General features: G+C 36.3%; 27 protein-coding genes, 1 pseudogene and 1 riboswitch. Of the genes and pseudogenes, 15 read left to right on the forward strand and 13 right to left on the reverse strand.

The window, feature by feature from the left end:
- Position 1: 1 nt before the first annotated feature.
- Positions 2–1,942, reverse strand: a complete 1,941-nt coding sequence (locus tag QNH24_RS12395) for an elongation factor G (RefSeq protein ID WP_283872560.1) — start codon at positions 1,940–1,942, stop codon at positions 2–4.
- A gap of 245 nt (positions 1,943–2,187) precedes the next feature.
- Positions 2,188–2,374, forward strand: a riboswitch (cobalamin riboswitch).
- A gap of 184 nt (positions 2,375–2,558) precedes the next feature.
- Between QNH24_RS12395 and QNH24_RS12400 the strand changes: the two genes are divergently transcribed.
- From QNH24_RS12400 to QNH24_RS12410, 3 genes are all read left to right on the forward strand, one after another.
- The gene (locus tag QNH24_RS12400) at positions 2,559–3,554 is read left to right on the forward strand and encodes an ABC transporter substrate-binding protein (RefSeq protein WP_283872561.1); all 996 of its coding nucleotides are present in this window, start codon (positions 2,559–2,561) and stop codon (positions 3,552–3,554) included.
- Positions 3,555–3,604: 50 nt separating this feature from the next.
- The gene (locus QNH24_RS12405; protein ID WP_283872562.1) at positions 3,605–4,276 is read left to right on the forward strand and encodes a precorrin-3B methylase; all 672 of its coding nucleotides are present in this window, start codon (positions 3,605–3,607) and stop codon (positions 4,274–4,276) included.
- Between the two features lie 169 nt (positions 4,277–4,445).
- Positions 4,446–6,434 carry a S9 family peptidase gene (locus tag QNH24_RS12410; RefSeq protein ID WP_283872820.1) on the forward strand — a complete coding sequence of 663 codons (1,989 nt, stop codon included), beginning with the start codon at positions 4,446–4,448 and terminating at the stop codon, positions 6,432–6,434.
- A 72-nt stretch (positions 6,435–6,506) separates the two neighbouring features.
- Here the strand turns inward: QNH24_RS12410 and QNH24_RS12415 are convergent, their stop codons facing one another.
- From QNH24_RS12415 to QNH24_RS12425, 3 genes are all read right to left on the reverse strand, one after another.
- Positions 6,507–7,049 carry a GNAT family N-acetyltransferase gene (locus QNH24_RS12415; RefSeq protein WP_283872563.1) on the reverse strand — a complete coding sequence of 181 codons (543 nt, stop codon included), beginning with the start codon at positions 7,047–7,049 and terminating at the stop codon, positions 6,507–6,509.
- Between the two features lie 109 nt (positions 7,050–7,158).
- Positions 7,159–8,355 carry a class I SAM-dependent rRNA methyltransferase gene (locus QNH24_RS12420; RefSeq protein WP_283872564.1) on the reverse strand — a complete coding sequence of 399 codons (1,197 nt, stop codon included), beginning with the start codon at positions 8,353–8,355 and terminating at the stop codon, positions 7,159–7,161.
- Between the two features lie 62 nt (positions 8,356–8,417).
- Positions 8,418–9,335, reverse strand: coding sequence for an alpha/beta hydrolase (locus QNH24_RS12425; RefSeq protein ID WP_283872566.1), 918 nt, complete (start codon positions 9,333–9,335; stop codon positions 8,418–8,420).
- Between the two features lie 160 nt (positions 9,336–9,495).
- Here QNH24_RS12425 and QNH24_RS12430 point away from each other — a divergent pair, with 160 nt between their 5' ends.
- Positions 9,496–9,972, forward strand: coding sequence for a dihydrofolate reductase (locus tag QNH24_RS12430; protein ID WP_283872567.1), 477 nt, complete (start codon positions 9,496–9,498; stop codon positions 9,970–9,972).
- A 150-nt stretch (positions 9,973–10,122) separates the two neighbouring features.
- Positions 10,123–10,587, forward strand: coding sequence for a hypothetical protein (locus QNH24_RS12435; RefSeq protein ID WP_283872568.1), 465 nt, complete (start codon positions 10,123–10,125; stop codon positions 10,585–10,587).
- A gap of 142 nt (positions 10,588–10,729) precedes the next feature.
- On the opposite strand, the gene trhA is transcribed toward QNH24_RS12435, so the two are convergent.
- A complete protein-coding gene (gene trhA / locus QNH24_RS12440; RefSeq protein ID WP_283872569.1) occupies positions 10,730–11,365 on the reverse strand; it encodes a PAQR family membrane homeostasis protein TrhA in 636 nt (211 codons plus the stop codon).
- A 274-nt stretch (positions 11,366–11,639) separates the two neighbouring features.
- Here trhA and QNH24_RS12445 point away from each other — a divergent pair, with 274 nt between their 5' ends.
- From QNH24_RS12445 to msrB, 5 genes are all read left to right on the forward strand, one after another.
- Positions 11,640–12,482, forward strand: coding sequence for a DegV family protein (locus QNH24_RS12445; protein ID WP_283872570.1), 843 nt, complete (start codon positions 11,640–11,642; stop codon positions 12,480–12,482).
- A gap of 157 nt (positions 12,483–12,639) precedes the next feature.
- Entirely contained in the window at positions 12,640–13,590 is a 951-nt protein-coding gene (locus QNH24_RS12450; RefSeq protein ID WP_283872571.1) for a GDSL-type esterase/lipase family protein, read from the forward strand.
- Positions 13,591–13,594: 4 nt separating this feature from the next.
- A complete protein-coding gene (locus QNH24_RS12455) occupies positions 13,595–14,176 on the forward strand; it encodes a YpmS family protein (protein WP_283872572.1) in 582 nt (193 codons plus the stop codon).
- A 12-nt stretch (positions 14,177–14,188) separates the two neighbouring features.
- Complete coding sequence (msrA, locus tag QNH24_RS12460; protein WP_283872573.1) at positions 14,189–14,719, forward strand: peptide-methionine (S)-S-oxide reductase MsrA; 531 nt, start codon at positions 14,189–14,191, stop codon at positions 14,717–14,719.
- A complete protein-coding gene (msrB, locus tag QNH24_RS12465) occupies positions 14,716–15,144 on the forward strand; it encodes a peptide-methionine (R)-S-oxide reductase MsrB (protein ID WP_283872574.1) in 429 nt (142 codons plus the stop codon). The genes msrA and msrB overlap by 4 nt, the downstream gene beginning before the upstream one ends.
- A gap of 76 nt (positions 15,145–15,220) precedes the next feature.
- On the opposite strand, the gene QNH24_RS12470 is transcribed toward msrB, so the two are convergent.
- The gene (locus QNH24_RS12470) at positions 15,221–17,068 is read right to left on the reverse strand and encodes a methyl-accepting chemotaxis protein (RefSeq protein ID WP_430675433.1); all 1,848 of its coding nucleotides are present in this window, start codon (positions 17,066–17,068) and stop codon (positions 15,221–15,223) included.
- Positions 17,069–17,323: 255 nt separating this feature from the next.
- Between QNH24_RS12470 and QNH24_RS12475 the strand changes: the two genes are divergently transcribed.
- Both QNH24_RS12475 and deoD read left to right on the forward strand, forming a co-directional pair.
- Entirely contained in the window at positions 17,324–17,542 is a 219-nt protein-coding gene (locus tag QNH24_RS12475) for a YozE family protein (RefSeq protein ID WP_283872576.1), read from the forward strand.
- Between the two features lie 111 nt (positions 17,543–17,653).
- The gene (deoD, locus tag QNH24_RS12480; protein WP_283872578.1) at positions 17,654–18,361 is read left to right on the forward strand and encodes a purine-nucleoside phosphorylase; all 708 of its coding nucleotides are present in this window, start codon (positions 17,654–17,656) and stop codon (positions 18,359–18,361) included.
- A gap of 72 nt (positions 18,362–18,433) precedes the next feature.
- Here the strand turns inward: deoD and QNH24_RS12485 are convergent, their stop codons facing one another.
- From QNH24_RS12485 to QNH24_RS12505, 5 genes are all read right to left on the reverse strand, one after another.
- Entirely contained in the window at positions 18,434–18,808 is a 375-nt protein-coding gene (locus QNH24_RS12485; protein ID WP_283872580.1) for a tyrosine-type recombinase/integrase, read from the reverse strand.
- A 53-nt stretch (positions 18,809–18,861) separates the two neighbouring features.
- Positions 18,862–19,110, reverse strand: a complete 249-nt coding sequence (locus tag QNH24_RS12490) for a hypothetical protein (RefSeq protein WP_054771511.1) — start codon at positions 19,108–19,110, stop codon at positions 18,862–18,864.
- 186 nt (positions 19,111–19,296) lie between these two features.
- The gene (locus QNH24_RS12495) at positions 19,297–19,515 is read right to left on the reverse strand and encodes a hypothetical protein (RefSeq protein ID WP_283872582.1); all 219 of its coding nucleotides are present in this window, start codon (positions 19,513–19,515) and stop codon (positions 19,297–19,299) included.
- The gene (locus tag QNH24_RS12500) at positions 19,508–19,807 is read right to left on the reverse strand and encodes a hypothetical protein (RefSeq protein WP_283872584.1); all 300 of its coding nucleotides are present in this window, start codon (positions 19,805–19,807) and stop codon (positions 19,508–19,510) included. The genes QNH24_RS12495 and QNH24_RS12500 overlap by 8 nt, the downstream gene beginning before the upstream one ends.
- A 78-nt stretch (positions 19,808–19,885) precedes the next feature.
- Positions 19,886–20,017 (reverse strand): hypothetical protein, encoded by a 132-nt coding sequence (locus QNH24_RS12505; protein WP_283872585.1) that lies wholly within the window; start codon positions 20,015–20,017, stop codon positions 19,886–19,888.
- 389 nt (positions 20,018–20,406) lie between these two features.
- Here QNH24_RS12505 and QNH24_RS12510 point away from each other — a divergent pair, with 389 nt between their 5' ends.
- Together QNH24_RS12510 and QNH24_RS12515 are read left to right on the forward strand one after the other, a co-directional pair.
- Positions 20,407–21,171, forward strand: a complete 765-nt coding sequence (locus QNH24_RS12510) for a hypothetical protein (RefSeq protein WP_283872586.1) — start codon at positions 20,407–20,409, stop codon at positions 21,169–21,171.
- A 418-nt stretch (positions 21,172–21,589) separates the two neighbouring features.
- A complete protein-coding gene (locus tag QNH24_RS12515; RefSeq protein ID WP_283872588.1) occupies positions 21,590–21,904 on the forward strand; it encodes a hypothetical protein in 315 nt (104 codons plus the stop codon).
- A 619-nt stretch (positions 21,905–22,523) separates the two neighbouring features.
- Here the strand turns inward: QNH24_RS12515 and QNH24_RS12520 are convergent.
- Positions 22,524–22,658, reverse strand: a pseudogene (locus QNH24_RS12520) (spore coat protein); the annotation flags it as partial.
- Positions 22,659–22,764: 106 nt separating this feature from the next.
- The gene (locus tag QNH24_RS12525) at positions 22,765–22,896 is read right to left on the reverse strand and encodes a hypothetical protein (protein WP_283872590.1); all 132 of its coding nucleotides are present in this window, start codon (positions 22,894–22,896) and stop codon (positions 22,765–22,767) included.
- A gap of 46 nt (positions 22,897–22,942) precedes the next feature.
- On the opposite strand from QNH24_RS12525, the gene QNH24_RS12530 reads away from it, so the two are divergent.
- Positions 22,943–23,161, forward strand: coding sequence for a hypothetical protein (locus QNH24_RS12530; RefSeq protein WP_283872591.1), 219 nt, complete (start codon positions 22,943–22,945; stop codon positions 23,159–23,161).
- The last annotated feature ends 16 nt before the right edge of the window (positions 23,162–23,177 follow it).

A 23,177-nucleotide genomic window follows, 5' to 3' on the forward strand; every position in this document is an offset into this window, starting at 1 on the left:
ATTATTTGATACAATGCATTGCTGCTTGTGCCTCATACCATGGAACGGAATAGCCTTTTCCTTTTGCGCAAAAAATACTTGCGGATGTATATTCAGGATCGGCATTTTTATTGTAGCCGATTTGAGTAATAATTTCTTCCGTATTATGACACGCATCGTAGCCATCAAATTGTAGAGAAAGCACACCCTTACCATTGGTGTAGGCCGCAAAGGTCGTACTATAACTCATAAATGTCGCGACAGGAGCACGACCAGTAATCATGACATCCTCTTCTGAAACAATTGGAGGGTCAAATGTACCGGATGCTTGTTGAATATCTGTCATTATGCGGCCGATAAAATCGGTAGATGCTTTTAACTTAAAGCGGTAGTAGGGTTCCAGTAGGATGTTCTCCGCTTGCTCAAGCCCTTGCCGTAATGCTCGGAATGTGGCCTCGCGAAAATCGCCGCCGTCGGTATGCTTAATATGTGCACGCCCCGTTAAAAGCGTAAAACGAATATCAGTTACGGGAAAGCCTGTTAGTAATCCATGATGTTCGCGCTCGAATAAGTGCTTTTCAATCAGTCGTTGATGCCCAACGGATAAATCGTCCGTATGACATGCATTGACAAATGTAATACCAGTACCGCGTGCACTTGGCTCCATTAATAAATGTACTTCTGCATAGTGCTTTAAAGGTTCGAAATGACCATATCCTGTAACAGTTGATGCAATTGTTTCCATATATAATATCTGTGGCTCCCCGAATGAAATGGCTAGTGAAAAACGCTTGTTTAGCACTTCAATAAGGACCTCAAGCTGGATAACCCCCATAATATGTACTTGAATTTCTTGAAATTTTTCATGCCAAATCACACGTAATGAAGGCTCTTCCGCTTCAAGGATACGAAAGATTTTTAAGACTTCCTTTATATGCTGGTCTCCCTTGTATTGTACTTTGGCCTGAAGAGTTGGCACTAACTCATAGGGCTGTGGGTTACTAGAGCTTCCGAGGATTGCACCAATATTTGCTAAACTAAGCCCTTTTACAGCAAAAATTTCGCCAGCTGTCACTTCCTGTACGGCTTCATAACGATGTCCGTTATATAACCTTATTTCCGTCACTTTTTCGGTTACGTCTCCAAAAGAAAACTCATCTCGAATATGCAAGGTTCCCTGTAATGCTTTAATAAAAGTTAAACGTTGATGGCCATCATGTCGAATTTTAAAGACTTCACCTTTAAATGGTGCAGCAGCATTGAAATGTGTTTCAGTAAGCAGCGGGAGTTGTGCAAGGAATTCCTTTATGCCGATATCTTTTAATGCTGAGCCAGTAAAGCACAAAAATGCCTTTTCCTGTTTAATCATCGCTTTGAGTTGGGCAAAACAGCTACCACTATCTAATGTTTCATTAAGAAAAGCATCCAAAAGATTGTCATCACGTTCAGCTAGCCATTCCATTATGTTAGAAGGAATATAATCCGAATGGAACATTTCATTTACTAGTAGTACATCCTTAGAGCAATCTTTTTGAAGCTGTGCCATAACATTATCCACTGCTGCACCTTCACGATCAATTTTATTGATAAAAAAGAAGGTTGGAATATGATACTGACGTAATAGGTGCCAGACTGTTTCCGTATGCCCCTGTAAGCCCTCAACTGCACTAATCACAATGATGGCATAATCCATAACACGAATCGCACGCTCCATCTCAGGGGAGAAGTCGATGTGTCCAGGTGTATCGATTAATGTATAGGTATCGTTGCCAATTGTCATCCGACCTTGCTCAGCAAAAATTGTGATGCCACGTTGACGCTCCAACTCATGATTATCCAGAAATGTATCCTGATGATCCACCCGCCCACGAGCCTGAATACTTTTTGTATGAAATAATAATTGCTCTGAGAATGTTGTTTTTCCTGCATCCACATGAGCAAGGACTCCAATAGTTTTATGCATAAAATAATCCTCGTTTCTCTAAATCCGTCCATTTCATTGTAACAGAATTTTGTTGAATTCAAGAAATATGAATATGTCATAATTGTGCTCCAAATCAAATGATTATGAAAAATTATTAATGTAAAATAGTTCTCGATTATGTAAGAATAGTGCTATAATTATAAAAATAATTAGTAAATGGATTTTTTTGTGAGATTGCGAATGGAAATTTCTTTTGCTAGTCTATCAATAATATTTATAACAAACAATAATACCTTTATATTGGTGCAAATGGCCTTAGTCATTTGCTTAAAAGGGAAATCGGTGCAAATCCGATGCTGTCCCGCAACTGTAAATGGGGAGTCTATACAAAATGCCACTGTAATGACAATATGGGAAGGCGTATAGATGATGAACCTAAGCCAGGATACCTGCCAATATTATTCTTTACTTTAACCACGAGGATGGGGATAGTGAATCAGGTCAAAAGCCATTATTTCACTATGCGAACCTCTTGGAAACAAGGGGATTTTTTTATGCCCTTTTTCAATTTGTTACACAGTACATAACAAAAACATGGTAGCAAAGAAGTCAACGGATTTCTTACTATATATTTAACATCAAAGGAGAAAAGGACATGAAGAAATGGAACAGCATGTGGCTTGTCTTTGCACTTGCATTGATGGCTATTTTAGGAGCATGTAGTGCGAAGGAAGATAAAGAATCAGCGGCACAAGGGGAGAAGGTTGAACCATCACAAGCGGCAACGGCAGAAGTAACGATTGACAATAATGGGACAACACAGGTTTATAAAGAAGCACCCAAAAAAGCAATTAGCTTAAACCAACATGTGACAGAAATTATGCTAGCTTTAGGCTTAGAGGATTCAATGGTTGGTACAGCCTATTTAGATGATAAAATTTATGAGCCTTTCCAAGCTGCTTACGATAAAGTGCCTGTATTAGCTGACCAATATCCTACAAAGGAACAGGTTATTGATGCAGAGGCAGACTTTTTATATGGAGGATGGAAAAGCGCCTTTAGTGAAAAAGGTGTTGGTACTCCTGAAGAGCTTGAGGCATTAGGAATTCACACATATCTACATACAGCCTCCAATATGACAAAGCCAACTTTAGAGAATATATTCATAGATATTCGTAATATCGCAAAAATATTCCGTGTCGAAGATCGTGGAGAAGCTTTGATTGATCAAATGACAAAAGATGTAGATAATATTCGTGCCAAATTGCCACAGGATGGCAAAGAGCTACCTGTTTTAGTTTTTGATAGCGGTGATAAGGAAGTCTTTACAGCAGCGCAAAACTTTATGAATGAGTTGGTAACGATTGCAGGGGGCAAAAACATTTTTAGTGACGTGGAGTCAGGTTGGACAACTGTTTCAAAGGAAGATGCAGTTGCGCGTAATCCAGAGGTGATAGTTGTCATTGATTATGGAGAGACATCTGCTGAGGAAAAAATTAATTTCTTAAAGAATGACCCAGCATTAAAAGAAACAGAAGCTGTGAAAAACGAACGTTTTGTTATTTTACCACTATCTGCAGCATCTGAAGGAGTCCGTGCCGCAGATGCAATTCAAATTTTGGCAAAAGGCTTTTACCCAGATAACTTTTAAAATTTGAGCTAGCTTTTTGCTGGCTCCTTTTTCATAAGGAGATATCATACATGAATGCATTTAATATGAACATACCAGAGAAAACCTTTGAAAAGCTAAATCATCAGGGAGAATTTACTCGCCTTGCGGTAAGTCCTGGAATTATTAATAAGCATTATACTCCAACACAATTTCAAATAATCGCAAAGGTCGTTGGAGACACAGGTGCTATTAAATACTCTGCATCCTACAGTATATTATTATCCATTCCCACTGTTGGTCTAGGAGAAGCTATTAACGAGCTACAAAAAGCAGGACTATACGTAGCAAAGCAAGGTCCGATCGTTGCCATGAAGGCATGTGATTTCTGTGATGGCGATAAAATGGAGGCGGCTCCTATAACAGAGCAATTATATGATTCATTAGAAGGGATGACAGTTCCTGCAAGATTACGCTTAAATGTCAATGGCTGTGCTTCGGCTTGCTATAATGCTGTCTATGATGATATCGCCCTCATTTATCAAAAGGATAGCTTTGATGTTTATTTGGGAGCGGTGCCAATGGGGGCAAATGCTCAAGCGGGAACATTGTTTGCTAAACGAATTCCCGTTAACCAAATTGAAAGCTATCTCCATGCAATTATTTTACTCTACAAGGAACATGCTCGACCAAATGAACCTTTTTATAAATTTTATCGTAGAACAAAAACGGCTGACTATTGGGACATAGGCCTTGAATTCTAAAAACTAGTCTTATCAGTATGGTGTCACTTGTAAGAAGCCTCGTCATTGTAAAATACTTCTTCACATATAAAAGATTACATAGGCTTAAAAAACTTTTTCTTTTAAGCAGGGAAAATACTTAGTGTATCGAAATAAAATACTATGTAAGAATTTCAACAAGAAGGAGCGAATAGTTATGAAACATGGGATTCAACCAGAAGATTTATATCGATTAAAATCAGTATCAAATCCACAAGTTTCACCTGATGGAACAGAAGTTGTTTATGTAGAAACTTATATTGATGAAAAAAAGAATGACTATGTATCTAATTTATTTTATATAAATTTGACTGAAAAAAATCCTCTACAATGGACATTTGGTGATGATAAAACGAATTCACCTGTATGGTCATCTGATGGCAGCAAAATTGCGTTTGTATCAACGAGAACTGGTAAGCCACAAATTTTTGTGCTTGCTAAAACAGGTGGAGAGGCCAAACAAGTTACGCATTGTAAAAACGGTGCGACATCACCTGTATGGTCTCCATGTGGTAAGAAAATTGCCTTCTCCGTAAAGCTTGGTAAAAATGAAGACATCTTTGATAAAGCAGAAGATGATAAGAAAGAGGAAAAAGAACTTAAACCACTTGAAGTAGACAACATGAAGTATAAATCAGATGCTGCTGGTTTTATCGATATGGATCAATATACTCACATTGCCATTGTCCATCTTGAATCAGGGGAGCTGGAACAAGTGACGACAGGAAGCCATCATTTCCATTTGGATACATGGTCACCAAATGGAAAATATCTGGCTTATCTGGCTGATTTAACAGAGGATGCAGATTTTTCTTTCTATAATGATATTTATTTATTGGATGTAGAAACGAAACAAACGCGCCAACTAACAGAAGGAACGGGGATGTTCTATCAAACTTCATGGTCGCCGAACAGTGGATACATCGCTTTTCTTGGAAGTGAGAGAGAATTTGAAAACGCAACACAAGCAAAGCTATGGATGTATGATTTGGAGCAGAGCAATTTAACAAATGTAACAAGTGATTTTGACGCTCCTGTCGGAGATTTTGTAGTCGGAGATTTTCTACAAGATGTAGTGGCTCCACGTGTCCAATGGATGAATGACAGTCATAGCTTTTACTTCCAAGTGACAGATCACGGAAATGCAGCCATTTATTTTGGAAATGTTGCTGGAGAAATATATCCAGCGATTCATGATAATCAGTATGTCTATGGTTTTTCACTTGATTCACAAAATGATAAAGCAGTTGTTGCCATAAGTACTACAACAAATCCTGGTGATCTATTTTACGTCAATTTAAAAACTGGTGAAAAGGAACAGCTCACTAAAGTTAACGAAGAGTTTTTAAGGTCAAGAATACTATCTGTTCCAGAAGCTATTGAATTTGAAGGGGCAGATGGCTGGAAAGTAAGCGGCTGGATAATGAAGCCCATCGGATATGAGGAGGGGGAAAAATATCCACTTATTCTTGAAATCCATGGTGGTCCGCACGCAATGTATGCCCATACCTATTTTAACGAATTTCAAATACTCGCTGCGCAAGGTTTTGCGGTACTATATACGAATCCTCGCGGTAGCCATGGCTACGGTCAAAAATTTGTTGATGCAGTCCGAGGTGATTATGGTGGCAATGATTATCAAGACCTTATGGCTGCTGTTGACTATGCATTGGAACAGTATGAATTTATTGATCAAGACCGACTTGGCGTGACAGGAGGAAGCTATGGTGGATTTATGACTAACTGGATTGTTAGCCATACAAACCGTTTTAAAGCGGCTGTTACGCAACGCTCCATCTCTAACTGGATTAGCTTTTACGGTGTAAGTGATATTGGCTATTACTTTACAGACTGGCAAATCCAAGCGGAACTAGACGATATTGAAAAGCTTTGGCATCATTCTCCGCTGAAATATGTGGACAATGTACAGACTCCACTGTTAATTTTACACAGCGAAAAAGACTATCGCTGCCCGATTGAACAGGCAGAGCAATTGTTTATCGCCTTAAAGCATCGTAAAAAAGAAACAAAATTTATTCGCTTCCCCGAATCCAATCACGAACTTTCAAGAAGCGGGAAACCAACGTTAAGAATGAATAGATTGGAATATATTCGAGATTGGTTTGTCAAATACCTATAAGAAATAGAGGGTGGTGGCTTAAGGGCTAAAATAGCTTCTTAGGCCTCCTTTTTAAAGAAAAAAATTACTAAACTATTGATTAATAATTCCATAAAATACTAAATCCTCGTATTTACCGTCTTTTATAATATGATCCTTTAATATTCCTTCTTGTGTCATACCAATTTTCTTCATTACTTTTCCAGAAGCAGGGTTTGTTGAAAAAAATCGTGCAAACACTTTGTGCAGTTTCTTTTCTTCAAAAGCGAATTGTACGATTGACTGCGCTGCCTCTGTTGCATAGCCTTTTCCCCAATATTGCTCACCAATCCAATAGGCAATTTCTCCTTGATTAAAACGTTTGTTATTCGATAATGCAATTGCTCCATATAATTTGCCAGTTTCTTTATCAGTTACTGCAAATTCGTACGAAATATCCTCCATAAAATGATCGTAATGGCGTTCAATCCATGACAACGCATCATTCAAACTATATGGATAGGGCAGGTACAATGTACTTTTATAAATATTATAGTTATTGCAAAGCTTTGCCACCGTTTCTGCGTCAGATGCTTGAAATAATCGCAGGACTAGCCTTTCAGTTGTAATCATTAATTTTTCACGAATATACGCCATTTAATCATCTCCAATTACCTATAATTTGTAAGTACATTATATAATAAACAAGAAATTTATCCGAACAAAAAGACAGAATCATAGGGAGGTGATTCTGTCTCGATAGCATTTAGTCCATTTTTTTTATAAAAACAACCTTTAAGTAATTAAATTCGGGATATTCACGTGGTACACGGAAATCCTTCGGCAGGCTGTATTCCTCAACAATTTTATAGCGGGTATGCGTTTCCTTAAAGGCCTGATCAATAAAGCTTTTAAACTTTTTCATACCAAAGCTTGCGTTATTGGTTGAAGCAACGATAATACCATTTTTCTCTGTGATGGCAATTGTGTCAATTAACAATTTCGGATAGTCTTTCGCTGTTGAGAACGTTCTTTCCTTTGTCCGTGCAAAGCTGGGTGGATCTAAAACAACAAGATCATATTTCAAATGATGACGCTGTGCATATTTAAAATAATTAAAAACATCCATTACTTTAATATCCTGTGATTCGTAGTCTATGTTATTGACACTAAATTGTTCAATTGTTTTGGCTAGACTGCGTTTTGCTACATCGACACTTGTCGTTTTAATTGCTCCACCAAGTATCGCCGCAACAGAAAATGCTCCAGTATAGGAGAACGTATTAAGCATATTCCTATGGTCTGCGTAGTGGTCACGAATCGCAAGCCTTACTTCTCGTTGATCGAGAAAAATACCTGTCATTGCGCCATCATTTAAATGAACAGCATAGCTCATGCCATTTTCCAAAATAATGATTGGGAATTCACCAGGAGTCCCCATAACAAAATCGTCTTGTTCCATATATTGCCCTTTAAGATCAAATCGCTTTTTCTCATAAATGGCTGTAAAGTTTACTGTCTCAGCAAGTGCTTCGTATATCATATCCTTCCATAAATAGATACCGGCACTATACCAGCTCACTAGATAGTAAGAATCGAAATAGTCAATGGTGATACCACCTATACCATCACCTTCACCATTAAAAATTCGAAAGGCTGTTGTATTAGGATCATCAAAGAAGTTCTGACGATTTGCAAGTGCCTTTGTAAATTTTCTAATAAAAAAAGCTTTGTCTATTTTTTCGTTGACATCTGTTGTTAATACCCAACCAATGCCTTTATTTTGTATACCATAGTAGCCTAAGCCAAGAAAACGTTGATGGCTATCCAGCAGTCTTAATAGGGAACCTTCTTCTTTAGGCAGTTGACCAACGTCAACAGCATCCTTTGAAATAAGAGGATAGCCTTTTTTTAATTGATCGGCAAAGGGGTTTTTAATTTGTAAAGCAATCGTTTGTGTCATGTTGTCATCCTTTAAAAAGCATTTTGCTCTATTATCGCACTCTTTTATGCTAATAGACAAACTTATTTCATGAAACTAGCAATTTTTTCAGCTGTTTGTATTGTCGCTTCTTCAAAGAAGTTCATTTTGCTAAAATAGCTATGGATTAATCCAGTCATGTTGATATGCTCAACTGTTACGCCTGCATCGGCAAGTTTTTGTGCATATGCAAGACCCTCATCATAGAGAACATCCGCTTCTGCGGCAATAATAATTGTTTTTGGTAAAACACTTACATCCTCAATCTGAAGCGGGGAGACAAGTGGATCTTTATAGTTTTGTCCATCTGTGTAATGCCCTGCAAACCATTGCATCCCTTGTTTGTCTAAACCATAATGTTCTCCATAAGCACTGTAGGATGCTGTTGTAAAATCTACATTTACGACTGGGTAAATAAGTGCCTGTGCTTGAATTGCTGGGCCATTTAATGTAGCTGCTAGATAGGCTACAACCGTTGCTAAGTTTCCACCTGCGCTATCACCAGCTACGCTTAAAGTTGTTGCATCTCCACCAAATTGCACAATGTTTTCGTAAACCCATACTAAACTGTCATAGGCATCGTGAAGCGGAATAGGGAATGGATATTCTGGCGCTAGACGATAATCAACAGATACAACAATTGCCTCAGCTTTTTCTGCCAATAGCTGGCACCCTGCATCAGAAGATTCTAAATTACCGAATACCCAACCACCCCCATGATAATAAACAATGACTGGGAGTATTTTGTCAAAAGTAGGTTTATAAATACGAACCTCTATTTTTGCACCATCTCGGACAGTTATTTTTCTATCTGTAATCGAAGCAAGCTGTGGAGCCTGTGTTGACTCCCATTTTGGTACTGCTCGAATAGCACGAGCCTCAGCAGGTGTTAAATCATAATACGGAATAGAAATGTTATTTGCTTCAATGTAGTGAATCGCCTCATTTGTTAGTTTTGTCATCATCATCCATCCTTTTTATATTCGATAACTCTATTATAAACTATTCATATAATATTACTAGGATTTAATATCGAAAAATTTATGAATGAGCAGAAATATGCTAATTGTCACAGTAAAAATTGTTTATAATAAGATGAATGAAAGTATTTGGAGGGACAAGATGATTTCTTTAATTGTGGCACATGATACTAATTATGTGATTGGTTATGAAAATGGTATGCCATGGCATTTACCTGGAGATTTACAATATTTTAAAAATAAAACAATGGGCAAGCCGATGATTATGGGTCGTAAAACATTTGAATCGATTGGCAGACCACTACCTGGTCGTCGAAATATCGTAATTTCTCGTGACGAAAGCTATCATGCAGAAGGGATTGAAACAGTCACAAGTTTAGAGGAAGCCCTTGTCCTTGCTGGTGATGTTCCGGAAATTATGATTATAGGAGGGGAGCAAATTTTCCGCCTATCGATGGCTATCGCAGATCGTTTGTATATTACAAAAATTAATCATTCTTTTAATGGGGATACCTATTTCCCGAAATATGAACAGGATTTTGTACAAGTATCCTCAGAAAAGCCAGAAACTACACCAGAGGGTTATACATTCGAATATCAGATTTTTGAACGTAAATAGAGATTGGCTGAATAGGTAAATCACTGTTAAAGTATTCCTAATGAATAGCATTAGAGATTTGGGTAATAACGAGTAAACGCATTGAACAAGATTGAGCTACAAAAAACCACCATCAGAAAGGCTCGAGAATCTTGAAAATAAACCTAAGCTTTGAGAAAAAAGAAATATTTAAATAAAAATTATTATGACGATAGAAAGTATATAAATATTGGTTGTAAAGATAGGGGGATGGGTGCTCTGAATGTTCAATTAGGGAGCAGTAATTATTTTAGTGTATTAAAAAAAGATGGTTTTAATCGTTTATCGGATGATTTATTTCTTAGAAACAATAAAAAGAAAGCAACGTATGAAATAAAAAAAGAAAATGGGTATATACGTCATATAGTAACGAAAGAAAATGGAGAAAAAGTAATTATTAGAGAAGTGAAATTATCCAAGAAGGAAGAAAAAGAAGAGGCTTCTGGCGACATAAAAGATATGATTACGCAAAAATTAGCAAATCAATTGTTAAAATCATTAGAAGATACACAGAACCAACAGAAACTTCTTAAAACTGGTATAGCTGGTCAAAAGGAAAGAGAAAAACAAATCTTACAATACAGTATGAATATATAATATTGTAAAAACCTAAATATTGATATTGAAGTATCATACTGCTGGTGCCCCAATATCAATGGATAAATGAATTTGGACAAACTATACATCAAGGTGAAAAATCGCTCCTTTATCAAAAAAGAGCGATTTTCATTTTGAATATTTATAAGTAAAAATAAACACAAGCATACATTGATCCACAGCCAGCTAATACAAAAAGATGCCAGATTGTATGATTGTAGGGAAGTGACCGCCAAGCGTAAAAAATGGCACCAATTGTATAAAAAAGCCCACCTGCTAACAGTAAAGCAAAGCCATTAAATCCTAAGTAAAGGTAGATAGGCTTTATTGCAAAAATAATTAACCAACCCATACCGATATAAAAAATTAAAGAAAGTATTTCAAATCGATTAATAAAGAAGCATTTAAACAGAACACCTAATAGAGCAAGGGACCAAATAATACATAATAAGGTAATGCCTAAAGTGCCGCCAATCGCAATTAACAGAAAAGGTGTATAGGTTCCTGCAATTAAAATATAAATAGAAGAATGATCAAGTATAGAGAAAAAGTATTTATATTTTTCAGGCATGCTATGTAGCAGTGTTGACATTAAAAATAAAATGATGACAGAGGCACCGAAAATACTAAAAGTTGTTATTTGAAGCGCTCCACCTGTTTGTACAGCCGCTAAAATAAGAACAATTAATGCTGGAATACTAGCGATAAACCCAATACCATGCGTAATGGCATTCCACAATTCTTCTCTCCATGTTTTATAGTCAAATGAATCCATCATTTTAAACACTCCTTTCGTTTGTATTTTTACTATACCCCAATAATTTTCATCCTACTATTTACATTTGTCATATCTTCAGTATCAAAAGTGTCATATAAATGTCTAAATCCATGAAGGACATTGTTAGACAAGTACTCGACTAAGCGCTATAGTAGCAAAGGTAGCGTTTTCAAAATAAATATCATTGTATGATACCTAATGACAAATGTCATGTTTACATAATGTTTCATTAGTCTATATAATAAATTTTAATGAAGTAAAAGGATGTGTCGAAGTGGGACGAATTCATATTGTAACGGACTCAACTTGTGATTTAACAAAGGAAGAAGTAGCGCAGCATGGCATACATATCGTGCCTTTAACGATTCAAATTGATGGGCAAACATATATAGATGGTGTTGATTTAGAACCACAGCCTTTTTTAGGTTTAATGAAAAATGCTAAAGATTTACCAAAAAGTTCCCAGCCTGCACCAGGGAAGTTTAAAGAATTGTACGATAAGCTAGGTCAAAATGGGGATAAAATCATATCTATTCACATGACTGGCGGTATGAGCGGAACAGTTGAATCCGCTCGTCAGGCAGCACAATTGACAGACGCAGATGTCACAGTAATTGATTCACGCTTTATTGCGATTGGACTAGCCATTCAATTACGTGAGGCGATTAAAATGCGAGATACAGGTGCTACTGTCGAGGAAATCGTGACACGTCTAGAAAAAGTGCGCGATAATACTTATTTATATGTTATTGTAGACACGTTGGAAAACTTAATTAAGGGCGGACGAATTGGTAAAGGAACAGGCTTTATCGGATCTTTACTCAATATCAAAGTAATTGCAAATTTAGAGGGTGGGGTATACAACCCTGTTTCTAAAGTTAGAAGCCATAAACAGGTTGTAAATTACTTATTTAAACAATTTCAAGCTGATACTGCTGGTAAAACCGTAAAAGCAGTAGGAATCTCTCATGCTGATGGACTAATTACGATGGGTGAACCATTAAAAGGGTTGATTGAAGAAACAGGCTTTAATGACGTAGAAATTGCCTTTACATCACCTATTATCTCTACACATACTGGCCCTGGCGCGATTGGATTTATTTATTTTGCAGAATAATAGACGGGAGCTACTACATAAGTATTGTAGTGGCTTTTTATTTTTATAATGCAGGGAAAAGTAGGCATTACAGTAAAAAACACTTTTTTTATGGAATAGCTAGGTATCGTCACTTTTCATTGCAGTATGAACTATTCTATAATAGAAGAAACAGCAAATGATGGAAGGTGGTCAAATGAGCATTTGGCGAATATTAATTTTGTCAATTTTGACCGTCTTAGTACTAAGTGGTTGTGCTATATCAATAGATGAACCGAATCCGCAAGCAGAGCCTGAAGGTGAGCAAGCAGGGACGGAACAAGATATGAAACAGGATGAGCAACAAACAGAAGACGAGGAAAAAACCTCTAAGAATATGTTGACGCAAATTTTTGAGCATTTTTTTGAGCCATCACCAGAGGATTTACGGAAAATTGATGATGAAAACGCAAAACAACTACATTATTTGGCACTTGGAGATTCATTAACAGATGGTGTCGGTGATGAGTATAGTCAAGACGGTTTTGTAGGTAGATTAACAGATTCTTTGCAAGCTTGGCCCTCTATCTCTGATGTAGAGGTCGACAATAGGGGAAAAAGAGGAAGACGCAGTGATCAGCTATTAAAATTAGTGAAAAAAGGGCATTATGATGAAGAGTTGCAAAATGCACAGCTTATTTCATTAACCATGGGCGGAAATGATGTTATGAAGGTAGTTAGACAGGATTTGTTTAATTTGAAACGAGATGCTTTTGATAAAGAATTGCTGGCATATAAGGAACGCTATAGTAAAATCGTTGCTGGCATTCGTGCTAAAAATCCTACGGTGCCCTTATTGCTGATTGGTTTTTATAATCCATTCTCTATCGTGACAAATGAGGCCAATGAATTTGATACAATTATAACGGAGTGGAATAATGTCATAAAAGACATAGCAAGTGAAGATACGAATGCCTGCTATATCTCGGTAGAGGATTTATTTGATTCAAACAAAGAGCTCGTATATCATACGGATTTCTTTCATCCAAACGCAAAAGGCTATGAAAAAATGACGGAACGAATACTTGCAGCAATGGAGCAGTGTGGAATGGAACAAAAAATTAACAATGAAATAGGCTTCGAGGAGTGACAAAATGAATAAATGGAAAATCGCATTTTTCGCCTTAGCAGGCACAGTGCTGTTTGCAATCCTCCTCGTCGTGTATTTAACAACAAAACCAGTTGATGGAGTAATTGTAGCAAAGAGTTCAGAAGGTGAAAGTGAAGTAAAAGGGAATGTCCTCGTTGTTCAAACAACAACGAAGGAATTAGAATCAATATCGAAGAAATATTTAAAGGACGCTGCAAAAGGATCGCCTCTGCCATTGGATTTTACGATTGGTAATGATATTCAGCTAAGAAGTAAGCTAACCGTTTTTTATACAGAAATCCCAATCACTATGAATTTTGATCCCATCGTTGATGACAAAGGGAATATTATCCTAAAGCAAACAGGTATGAATGTAGGGCTGTTGAATATTCCACCTGAGACGACTATGAAAATTATGCGCGACTCGGTGGAATTTCCTTCTTGGATTACAGTAGATCCAAATAAGGCAGAAATTTATATTGATTTATCACGTATTAATATAGCTTCTGGGTCTCGTATTCGAGCAAAAGAGTTAAATTTACCAAAAGATAAAATTTTATTGGAAATTATTGTTCCTGGTGAATAAGGAGTGACATGAATGGTAAAGCAATATGCAACATTTGCAGGTGGTTGTTTTTGGTGTATGGTCAAGCCCTTTGACGAAACACCTGGAATTGAATCGGTGATTTCTGGTTATACGGGTGGACATGTTGTGAATCCGACATATGAACAAGTATGCTCTGAAACAACAGGACATGTGGAAGTAGTACAAATTACCTTTGACGATGAGCTCTATTCCTATGAGCAATTACTTGCAACATTTTGGACATTAATAGATCCTACAGATGTCGGTGGGCAATTTTATGATCGTGGGGAATCCTACACAACTGCCATTTTTTATCATAATGAGGAGCAACGTGAATTAGCAGAACGTTCTAAAGCGGATTTAGAGGCATCTGGTAAATTTGATAAGCCGATTGCGGTGAAAATCTTACCAGCAAGTACGTTTTATCCAGCTGAGGACTATCATCAATATTATTATAAGAAAAATCCAATGCACTACGAGCGCTATTCGATTGGTTCTGGTCGCAAAGCGTTTCAGGAGCAACACTGGGGGCGGGAAAAATGAAAAAAGAACAACGCTTAAAAGAACTAACTGACATGCAATACTATGTAACACAAGAAAGTGGAACAGAGCCACCGTTCCGTAATGAATATGATCAACACTTTGAAGATGGCATTTATGTCGATATCGTTTCAGGGAAACCGTTATTTAGCTCCCTCGATAAATTCGATTCAGGATGTGGTTGGCCAGCATTTGCAAAGCCAATTGAAAAAGAGGAAGTAACCGAGCATTTTGATACATCTCATGGAATGCGCCGAGTGGAGGTTCGCAGTAAGGATGCTGATTCACATTTAGGGCATGTTTTCCCTGATGGACCTACCGAGCTTGGAGGTTTACGCTATTGCATTAATTCAGCAGCTTTACGCTTTATACCAAAAGAGGATTTAGAAAAGGAAGGCTATACTGAATATCTTTCCTTGTTTAAATAAAGAAAACTCCTAGCATGAAGTTTTGCTGGGAGTTTTTTTGTCCTTATTATGTTATTGTTCCATTCCTTCAGGGCAATTAAACCTTAAACTCACTCACTAAATTACGAAGGTAGTCTGCTTGTTGGGCGAGCTCTGCGGCGGCTGCATTAATTTCTTGCATGGAAGCGGAGCCTTGTGTTGCTGCTGCTGCGGAAGTAACTGTATTAGCAGCGGATTGTTCAGCATAGGCGTTAACGTGGACAAACTCACTTGCTACAGCATTGCTATACTCAAGGGTTAATGAAATTTTTTCAGCCATTGCCGTAATAATGGAGGTAGTTTCCTGTGTATGCGATAAAATATTGGCTAATGATTGATTTGTTTCATTTGTCACTTCTACTCCACGAATAACCGAAGTTACCCCCTCATAGTTTTGTGTAATAATAGAGGATACTTCATCCTGAATGGACGTTACAATTGTTGTGACTTCCTTCGCAGCACTTTGGGATTGCTCCGCTAACTTGCGAACTTCATCAGCTACAACTGCAAAGCCTCGTCCGTGCTCTCCAGCCCGTGCAGCTTCAATCGCAGCATTTAATGCCAGTAAATTCGTCTGTTCGGAAATAGCGGTGATTGTGCCAATGATTGATGTGATGTCTGCTGATTTTCGTCCCAGTGCCTCCACCGTTGTTGTAGTCGTGGCCATTGTTTCTTCAATTGCCTGCATCACTAGTGAAGATTGTTCAACTGAGCGACTGCCATCATCAGCTGCTTGCTGCATTGCTAAGGATGCACGTTGGACAGCATTGGCTTGTTCATTTAAATGGTGCATGGAATGCTCAAGGTCACTCATTTTTTGCTGGGCACTATTCATGCTGGAAATGGTATTGTCACTATCGCTTGCAATGTCAGCTGTAGCATCAGCAATATCCTGAATAGTACGAGCATTTTCATCCGCTAATGACATTAATTCCTGACTGCTACTAGAAACATGATCTGCAAGCTCACTCACACGTTTTATGAGATTAGATATAGATTCTATTAAAGTGTTGGTGGAAGAGGCAATCGTTGAAAATTCATCATGATTACGTACTTTAACGCGCCTTGTCAAATCGCCACCAGCCTGGGCAATATCCAGAATCGACTCGTTAATTGCATGTGTATTATTTTTTAATGATTTAAATAACATATAGCCAAATATGATGATAGCAATAAATCCGATTACTGAAATGATAAAGAAAGAAATAATAGAGACATTGACTTGCTGGTTCAACGTATTTAATTTGGCTTTATTTGCTTCATCCATCACTGTATTGATGGATTCGATATTTTTATCAATATGCGTTTTCATCGTTTCGCCAACAGCGCCCATCATCAGCTTTCTTGCCTGCTCGAGTCCAAGCTCATCACGCATCGTCATGACTTTTTCAGAGTAATCGAGGTAATTTTTATAATATTGACCAATTGCCTGCATATGTCCAAGCTCAAGCTCTCGATCTGAGAACTGATCTTCTAATTCCTTAATTTTTTTATTTATCGAGTCAATTTTCATATGGTATGAAGTAGAATAAGTGCCGTTACCAGTTATTAAATAGGTTTGCTCTAAATTTGTGAGCCTAGCAATTTCATAAGCAAGCTGATTAACTGTTAATTGCTCTTGGACATTTTTCTCAGTAAAATCATCCATTTGTCGCTGAAGATTACGTATATCGACATAAGACAATATACCCATTATTCCGTTAATGATAATTAGAAGTGTAAATATAATAAGCACTTTACCCCGTATTAAATGATAAAAACGTTGTCGTTTTTCCTTAATAGGAGGGAGATTATGCCTACTTTCTTCTAAATCAATTGCTTTCTCTTTAGCAGAAAAGCTAGTTTTAAAGAGAGACGGGCGTTTTTTCGCAGAGTTACTGGTTTTTTGTAAGTTTTTCATCGCCATCACCTTCCTATTTTCAAATAGTCGATTTCAATTTTATCTTATTTTACTAGATTTTTCTATATATTATTTCGCAAAATTTTCATTTTTCAGATAAAAACACCTATTAAATTTCTACGTTGCATGTCGAAAGGTGTGAAAAAAATAGTGAATAAACTTAAGTAGGAAAAAATACTTAGTAGTTATTTTTATGACGAGATTGCGATTTTTTGATAAACTAGCGGAAAGCATATTAGTATAAAAAGGGGAATTTCTAGCATGAAAAAGAGCTTTTATTTATATGTCCTAACTTTCCGCGGTGGAGATTGGTCTGATCAGAAGGTACGATTTGCAGAGGAGATGTTTCATGAGCATAATTTTCCAAAGCAAAGCACAAATTTTGAAGAGCTTTCAACGTATATTGAATCGTTTGCAACAGACAACCTTACTACTGAAGCATTTGATGAATTGTGGGCATTATATGTCGAGCAATGGTGAGACAAGGAAAGAAATGAATTTATTTTAAGTTGCTAGACGTCTAGCATTGATTAAATAGCAGAAACACAGTATTATTTAAAGTGATAACTGACAGAAAAGAGGGATTGCAGTATGAGTGTTCATATTAATGCAAAAAAAGGCGAAATCGCTGACACAATTTTACTTCCAGGAGATCCACTTCGTGCAAAATACATCGCAGAGACGTTTTTAGAGGATGTAACTTGCTATAATGAAGTACGTAATATGTTTGGTTATACGGGAACATATAAAGGTAAACGTATTTCTGTACAAGGAACTGGTATGGGTGTGCCATCAATTTCCATCTATGCAACCGAATTAATGCAAGAATATGATGTTCAAAAATTAATCCGCGTAGGTACTTGTGGTGCAATTCAAAAAGATGTTAAAGTACGTGACGTCATTTTAGCCCAAGCTGCAACATCTGACACACGTATGAACCAAATTATTTGGGGCGGTGCTATCGACTTCGCACCAATCGCAGACTTCGACTTGCTATTAAAAGCCTATAATGCAGGTAAAGCAGCTGGGCTAAACCTACAAGTAGGAAATATCTTCACAGCAGATTTGTTCTATTCTGATGAGCATCAAAACGAAAAATTAGCACAATACGGCGTACTAGCAGTTGAAATGGAATCTGCAGCACTTTACACATTAGCCGCAAAATTCGGCCGTAAAGCACTTTCTGTTCTAACAGTAAGCGACCATATCCTAACAGGTGAGGTAACGACTTCAGAAGAGCGCCAAACAACTTTCAATGATATGATGATTGTTGCGTTAGAGGCTGCTATTCAAGAGTAGTTGATATAACAGGGTTTTCAGCAAATATAAAATACTGCAAATAAGAGCAACTGACCAAAAACCGACCATTTTTTATAAAATGGAATTGAAGTAGTCGGTTGCTTTTTCTTTATCTTTCTTAGTTAAGTGACTATAGGTATTAATCGTTTCTTGAATGTTAACATGTCCAAGTTGTTCTTGAATAATTTTAAAATTTACATTTTTACTAATCATAAAAGTTGCGTAGGTATGCCTTAGACCATGAAATGTTAGTTTAGGTAAATTGTGACGTTCTACAATCTCGCGCCATCTTCCAGACATACTATCTGGATGTAAAGGGAAGCCATTTGTTTTTGTAAATAGTAGATTTATTGAGTTGCCCTCATTATCCTTCATCGGTGTCCAAGCTTCACCTGATGCAAGTTGTAACTTCTTATGATCTTTTGCATATTGTTTTATTTCTCTCATTAACTCAATAGGGAGTATACCATAATTGCCGTCTTGGTCTTATAACAAGCTTTTTATATTTTAATTATAAATTCTATAATAAAAAGAAGTATCATAAGTCCTATCCCAACTGCAAAAGCCTTACCTGAAGACTTTTCTTTTTGCTCATCATTTTGGACTTCGTTTTCTTCTCTCACCGTTGGCTCTCTCTCTGTCGTCTCTTCTACAATAGTATTACAATACTCACATGCCTTAAATACTGAACCATCTCTATATACTTTCTTAATCGAATTATTGGCTAAACAATTAGGGCAAACACTCAATTACATTCTCCTCCATCTATTCATAGTTACTATTTACCATTTTAAGAAATTTAATTATGTATGTACATTACAAAAAAGGTACTCAATATTTTTTGAGCCAGGGCATTTTTTATTTATATTGCTTTTTTTCTGTTTCGCTAATTATTTCCATAAAAAAAGCCTCTCAAATGAGTGACTTATTTATGTTTACCAAGAACCGATTGTTTTGCCGAAAATCTTCACCTCATCCGTCATAAATTCAATCTCAGAAGCCGCAATCACAGCATCAGACATCGGCTCATTGTCATTTGGTGCAAATTTATCTGTATAAACAGTGAACTGTGCAATTTTTTTAGCGCCTTGTTTAACGTTTATTCCGATAGTTTTGGCGCCCTTTACATCTACTTGTTGTACGAAATCATACATTAACGGCTTGCGCGTATTCAAAAACAGATGTATCAATTATGTGTTTCGATTTTTCAGCGGTAGTAGGCTCTTTCTTTTCAACTTCTTCCTCTTTCGATTTTTGCTCAGCAATAGCCCATTCTTCAACTTCTTTAGCTTTTCGTTCTTCCTCTTCTTTTGCCTTTAACTCAGCCTCTTTTTCTTTAGCTTTATCTAATTCTTCCTGAGCCGTCTCTGTTTCTTCAGCTTTTTCCTCACCACAAGCAGCAAGTAGGAATGCTGACATAGCTCCTATGTATAAAAATTTTTTCATTAGCTTATTCCTTCCTTTATATTTCCATTTTAGGAAATTGAGAGTTAAAAGTACATACAAAAAAACAGACAACCTTTTTTAGTTATCTGTCTCACGATCTATAATGGAATGTTTAGCTTGTTCAATGACTTCCTCAAAAGCTTCTTTAATTTCCTCGATTGTATAACCAGCTTCCAGTAATTCTTGGGTTGTTTGTTCTAGTCTGTTCATTTAATTATCCTCTTTTATATTTTCTCTATCTCCAACATTTATAATATTGAAATTTGCTAGGAATATCAAAAGAGCCGTATTTGTAGAGGTTATGTAGTAAGGCTGTAGAGCGTTTAAGTAATAAGCCGATTATATAGAAGAAACTCTTTATAAAACGTCCAGTGTCATTCTATAACAGGTTAGAGGAAAGAGATAGCCTTCCACAATCAATAGGTAGTAGACCATATAATTTAGAGAACTGGGTAGAATGGTAGATGGGTGAAATAATGTTATGGAAAAACACTCTACTTTTGTTGGATTTTTAACATTCGTTGGTAGAATATTAGATTACTAGTATATAATACTAAGATATTATGTTTGTTAAAATAAAACTGTGTAGGAGGAGAATAATGAAAAAATTATTTTTTGTGTTACTAGCAGCATTTGTATTTGCAGTAGTAAATCCAACAAAATCAGAAGCAAAAGTGATGTATGATGGAGCAGAGGTTGTAAAAGGGCAAACAGGGAAAATGACCTTTAAAAAAGACATTAAGGTATACAAGAAAAATTCAGATGGTACGTTTGAATCTTTAGTGGTTAAGCGAAATAACTTCTTTAGAACGTATGATATTGAAAAATATGATAAAAAAATATTCTATCAAATGGGGCAATACCGCGTACAAGCAACGGATTTAGTAGTTTTCAAAGAAGTACCAATAAAAATTCGTTCATCTTTTTATAACAAACCAACTTATATTGTTATTACTCGCGATGGTATTAATGACGGCTTATATTACGGATCTCACTTCAAACTAGAAGGACCATGGGGTTTTAATTTCAAGGATACAAATAATGGACAACTACTACAGTATTGCGAAAGTGGTGATGGTAGTGAGGAATTTTGTTACGAGTATCCTGGTACAGACCTTAAAATCGCTGAGACAATATCGAGAGAAAGAGGTGTACGTTATGAACTAACAAGAGATGAAGAGGGGAAGGGCGTTCCATTAAAAGAATCTAAAACTGAAAGAATTATGAAAAAGGGAAGTACTGTTTTTTCAAGGTATGATCATGAAATTAATGGTTATATATATGTAACCGATGACTTAGAAGGAAGACTCGATAATGCTGTTTATCTTCCAATGAATTCACTAAAACCAGTTGGAGATAAGTGATAGATTAAGAATTATATAAAGCCCTCTTATTTATTTGATAAGAGGGCTATTTTTTTATGGTTTGTTGACATGCGAATAGGATGTTTATCGATGTCTTGTGCTTATCTGATTAAAATCAAATAGACCACTCCAATGATGATAGGGTGTTTTTTTTGTAATTATCTGTGAAGAGCAAAGTACACAAGAAAGTGATAGCCTTCCACAATCAATGGTGCATATGAACCATCGTTAGATAATTGGCTGGAGTGGTAAATGGAAATAGTTATCCTAGTGATATTGAGATGAGGTATTATTAAACTAACGGAGCGTTTAGTTGAACAACGATATGGGTTTTTGTGGTAAAATAGTAGACGGTAGGTGCATCTTCATCTTTCCAGGAAGGTGGGATGGGCTATCGTTTAGTTAGGAGGTAGAGGTTTTGGGTGCTTTGGGTGTTTTGGGTGTTTGGGGTGTTTGGGGTGTTTTGATTTTGTTAGTTGCAATAATTTTATTTTGGTCGGCTGGATTACCGAAGATTAAAAGTAAAAAATTATCATTTGTTATGATTATTTTGGGATTGAATGTAATCGCAACTCCAATGGCTTTATTTATAGGTGTAATGGCAACAGACTCCCCGACCAGCACTATAAATGATTTTTGGTTAGGATTTTTCTTCATCCAGGGAACACCACTTTTAATACTAATAATTGGAATTCTAAAATGGTTTATCATTGACAAAAGAAAAAATAAATAAGCATATAAATAGTAATAATTAATTAGGTTTAAAAAAGACAAGTTTGTGAAGAAATCTCTACTTAAACTATATGGGTGCTTTTCTTGAAGATTATTGAGTTGCATATGCAGCTCTTTTTTTCTTCTTCTACTAACGGAATGCTTTAATTAAATACACCATAAAAGACCACTCCGTGATGGGTGGTCTAAGGTATTAAAACAGGTGACTTTTGGTGACCAAAAAGTGACCAACATCTAAAATTTAGTTAATTTTATAAAATGGTAAACACTTTAAGATGCATTTTATAAAGTGTAGAATGCTGTTATATCAACATCCTTGAAGTATCTTGTTCTTATAAAAAGTACAAGTAATTCAATGATATGATGGTTGTTGCGTTAAAGGCTGCTATTCAAGAGTAGTTGATATAACAGGGTTTAGATTGTTTTTTAATAGATGAAATTTAAGCAAGTGATAAAAAGCTACGAAAAGGGAACCATTTTACAAGATTTCGTCAAATAGGTCTCTTGCCTTTATTTTCTCATGCTCAATGTGAGTAAAATGTTCAGCAAGGAATGAGGAATCTTGCTGAACATTACTTTAAATATGATGATAATAATTTTACTAAAGGTTGGATTTTTTATTAATTAATGAAATCTTGAGGAACACATTCACGTACACTAGAATTTCTTAATGAGTTAAATAAAGCTGCACTGATTCTTAAAAATTCATCATTCTCGCCTAATTCAATAAGGTAAGCGAAATAAGGGTTTTTAATTTCGATATTCGTCATAATTTAAAATCTCCTTCCAATTATTATTCAATTACCTTCATGTTAATGGAAATGACAGGTAAATAACCATAATAAAAAACAGACAACTTTGTTAGTTATCTGTCTCACGATCTGTATTGGACTGTTTAGCTTGTTCAATTACTTCCTCAAAGGCTGCTTTAATTTCCTCAATCGTATAACCAGCTTCCAGTAATTCTTGAGTTGTTTGTTCTAGTTTGTTCATTTTGAAATCCTCATTTATATTTTATCTATCTCTAACATTAATAATATTGAAATTTGCTAGAAATATCAAAAGAGCCGTATTTGTAGGGGCGTATAGCAAGGCAGTAGAGCGTTTAAATAAGAAGCCTAGTAAATCATCATCTGTGGATGGCGAAGCACACATTGAACGTCCAGTGCCTTTCTCCAACTGGTTAGAGGAAAGGGATAGTCTTCCACAACCAATAGTGCATAATGAACCATCGTTAGATAATTGGCTGGAATGGTAAATGTACTTAGAGAATG

Origin of the sequence: Lysinibacillus pakistanensis (assembly GCF_030123245.1) — a bacterium.
In the GTDB taxonomy this organism is placed as follows: domain Bacteria; phylum Bacillota; class Bacilli; order Bacillales_A; family Planococcaceae; genus Lysinibacillus; species Lysinibacillus pakistanensis.

Excerpts from the sequence above, each read along its gene's own strand:
- QNH24_RS12395 (WP_283872560.1), bottom strand. The coding sequence starts at position 1,942 with ATGCATAAAACTATTGGAGTCCTTGCTCATGTGGATGCAGGAAAAACA.
- QNH24_RS12400 (WP_283872561.1), top strand. The coding sequence starts at position 2,559 with ATGAAGAAATGGAACAGCATGTGGCTTGTCTTTGCACTTGCATTGATG.
- QNH24_RS12405 (WP_283872562.1), top strand. The coding sequence starts at position 3,605 with ATGAATGCATTTAATATGAACATACCAGAGAAAACCTTTGAAAAGCTA.
- QNH24_RS12415 (WP_283872563.1), bottom strand. The coding sequence starts at position 7,049 with ATGGCGTATATTCGTGAAAAATTAATGATTACAACTGAAAGGCTAGTC.
- QNH24_RS12420 (WP_283872564.1), bottom strand. The coding sequence starts at position 8,355 with ATGACACAAACGATTGCTTTACAAATTAAAAACCCCTTTGCCGATCAA.
- QNH24_RS12425 (WP_283872566.1), bottom strand. The coding sequence starts at position 9,335 with ATGACAAAACTAACAAATGAGGCGATTCACTACATTGAAGCAAATAAC.
- QNH24_RS12430 (WP_283872567.1), top strand. The coding sequence starts at position 9,496 with ATGATTTCTTTAATTGTGGCACATGATACTAATTATGTGATTGGTTAT.
- trhA (WP_283872569.1), bottom strand. The coding sequence starts at position 11,365 with ATGATGGATTCATTTGACTATAAAACATGGAGAGAAGAATTGTGGAAT.
- QNH24_RS12450 (WP_283872571.1), top strand. The coding sequence starts at position 12,640 with ATGATGGAAGGTGGTCAAATGAGCATTTGGCGAATATTAATTTTGTCA.
- QNH24_RS12455 (WP_283872572.1), top strand. The coding sequence starts at position 13,595 with ATGAATAAATGGAAAATCGCATTTTTCGCCTTAGCAGGCACAGTGCTG.
- msrA (WP_283872573.1), top strand. The coding sequence starts at position 14,189 with ATGGTAAAGCAATATGCAACATTTGCAGGTGGTTGTTTTTGGTGTATG.
- msrB (WP_283872574.1), top strand. The coding sequence starts at position 14,716 with ATGAAAAAAGAACAACGCTTAAAAGAACTAACTGACATGCAATACTAT.
- QNH24_RS12470 (WP_430675433.1), bottom strand. The coding sequence starts at position 17,068 with ATGGCGATGAAAAACTTACAAAAAACCAGTAACTCTGCGAAAAAACGC.
- QNH24_RS12475 (WP_283872576.1), top strand. The coding sequence starts at position 17,324 with ATGAAAAAGAGCTTTTATTTATATGTCCTAACTTTCCGCGGTGGAGAT.
- deoD (WP_283872578.1), top strand. The coding sequence starts at position 17,654 with ATGAGTGTTCATATTAATGCAAAAAAAGGCGAAATCGCTGACACAATT.
- QNH24_RS12485 (WP_283872580.1), bottom strand. The coding sequence starts at position 18,808 with ATGAGAGAAATAAAACAATATGCAAAAGATCATAAGAAGTTACAACTT.
- QNH24_RS12495 (WP_283872582.1), bottom strand. The coding sequence starts at position 19,515 with ATGTATGATTTCGTACAACAAGTAGATGTAAAGGGCGCCAAAACTATC.
- QNH24_RS12500 (WP_283872584.1), bottom strand. The coding sequence starts at position 19,807 with ATGAAAAAATTTTTATACATAGGAGCTATGTCAGCATTCCTACTTGCT.
- QNH24_RS12505 (WP_283872585.1), bottom strand. The coding sequence starts at position 20,017 with ATGAACAGACTAGAACAAACAACCCAAGAATTACTGGAAGCTGGTTAT.
- QNH24_RS12510 (WP_283872586.1), top strand. The coding sequence starts at position 20,407 with ATGAAAAAATTATTTTTTGTGTTACTAGCAGCATTTGTATTTGCAGTA.
- QNH24_RS12525 (WP_283872590.1), bottom strand. The coding sequence starts at position 22,896 with ATGAACAAACTAGAACAAACAACTCAAGAATTACTGGAAGCTGGTTAT.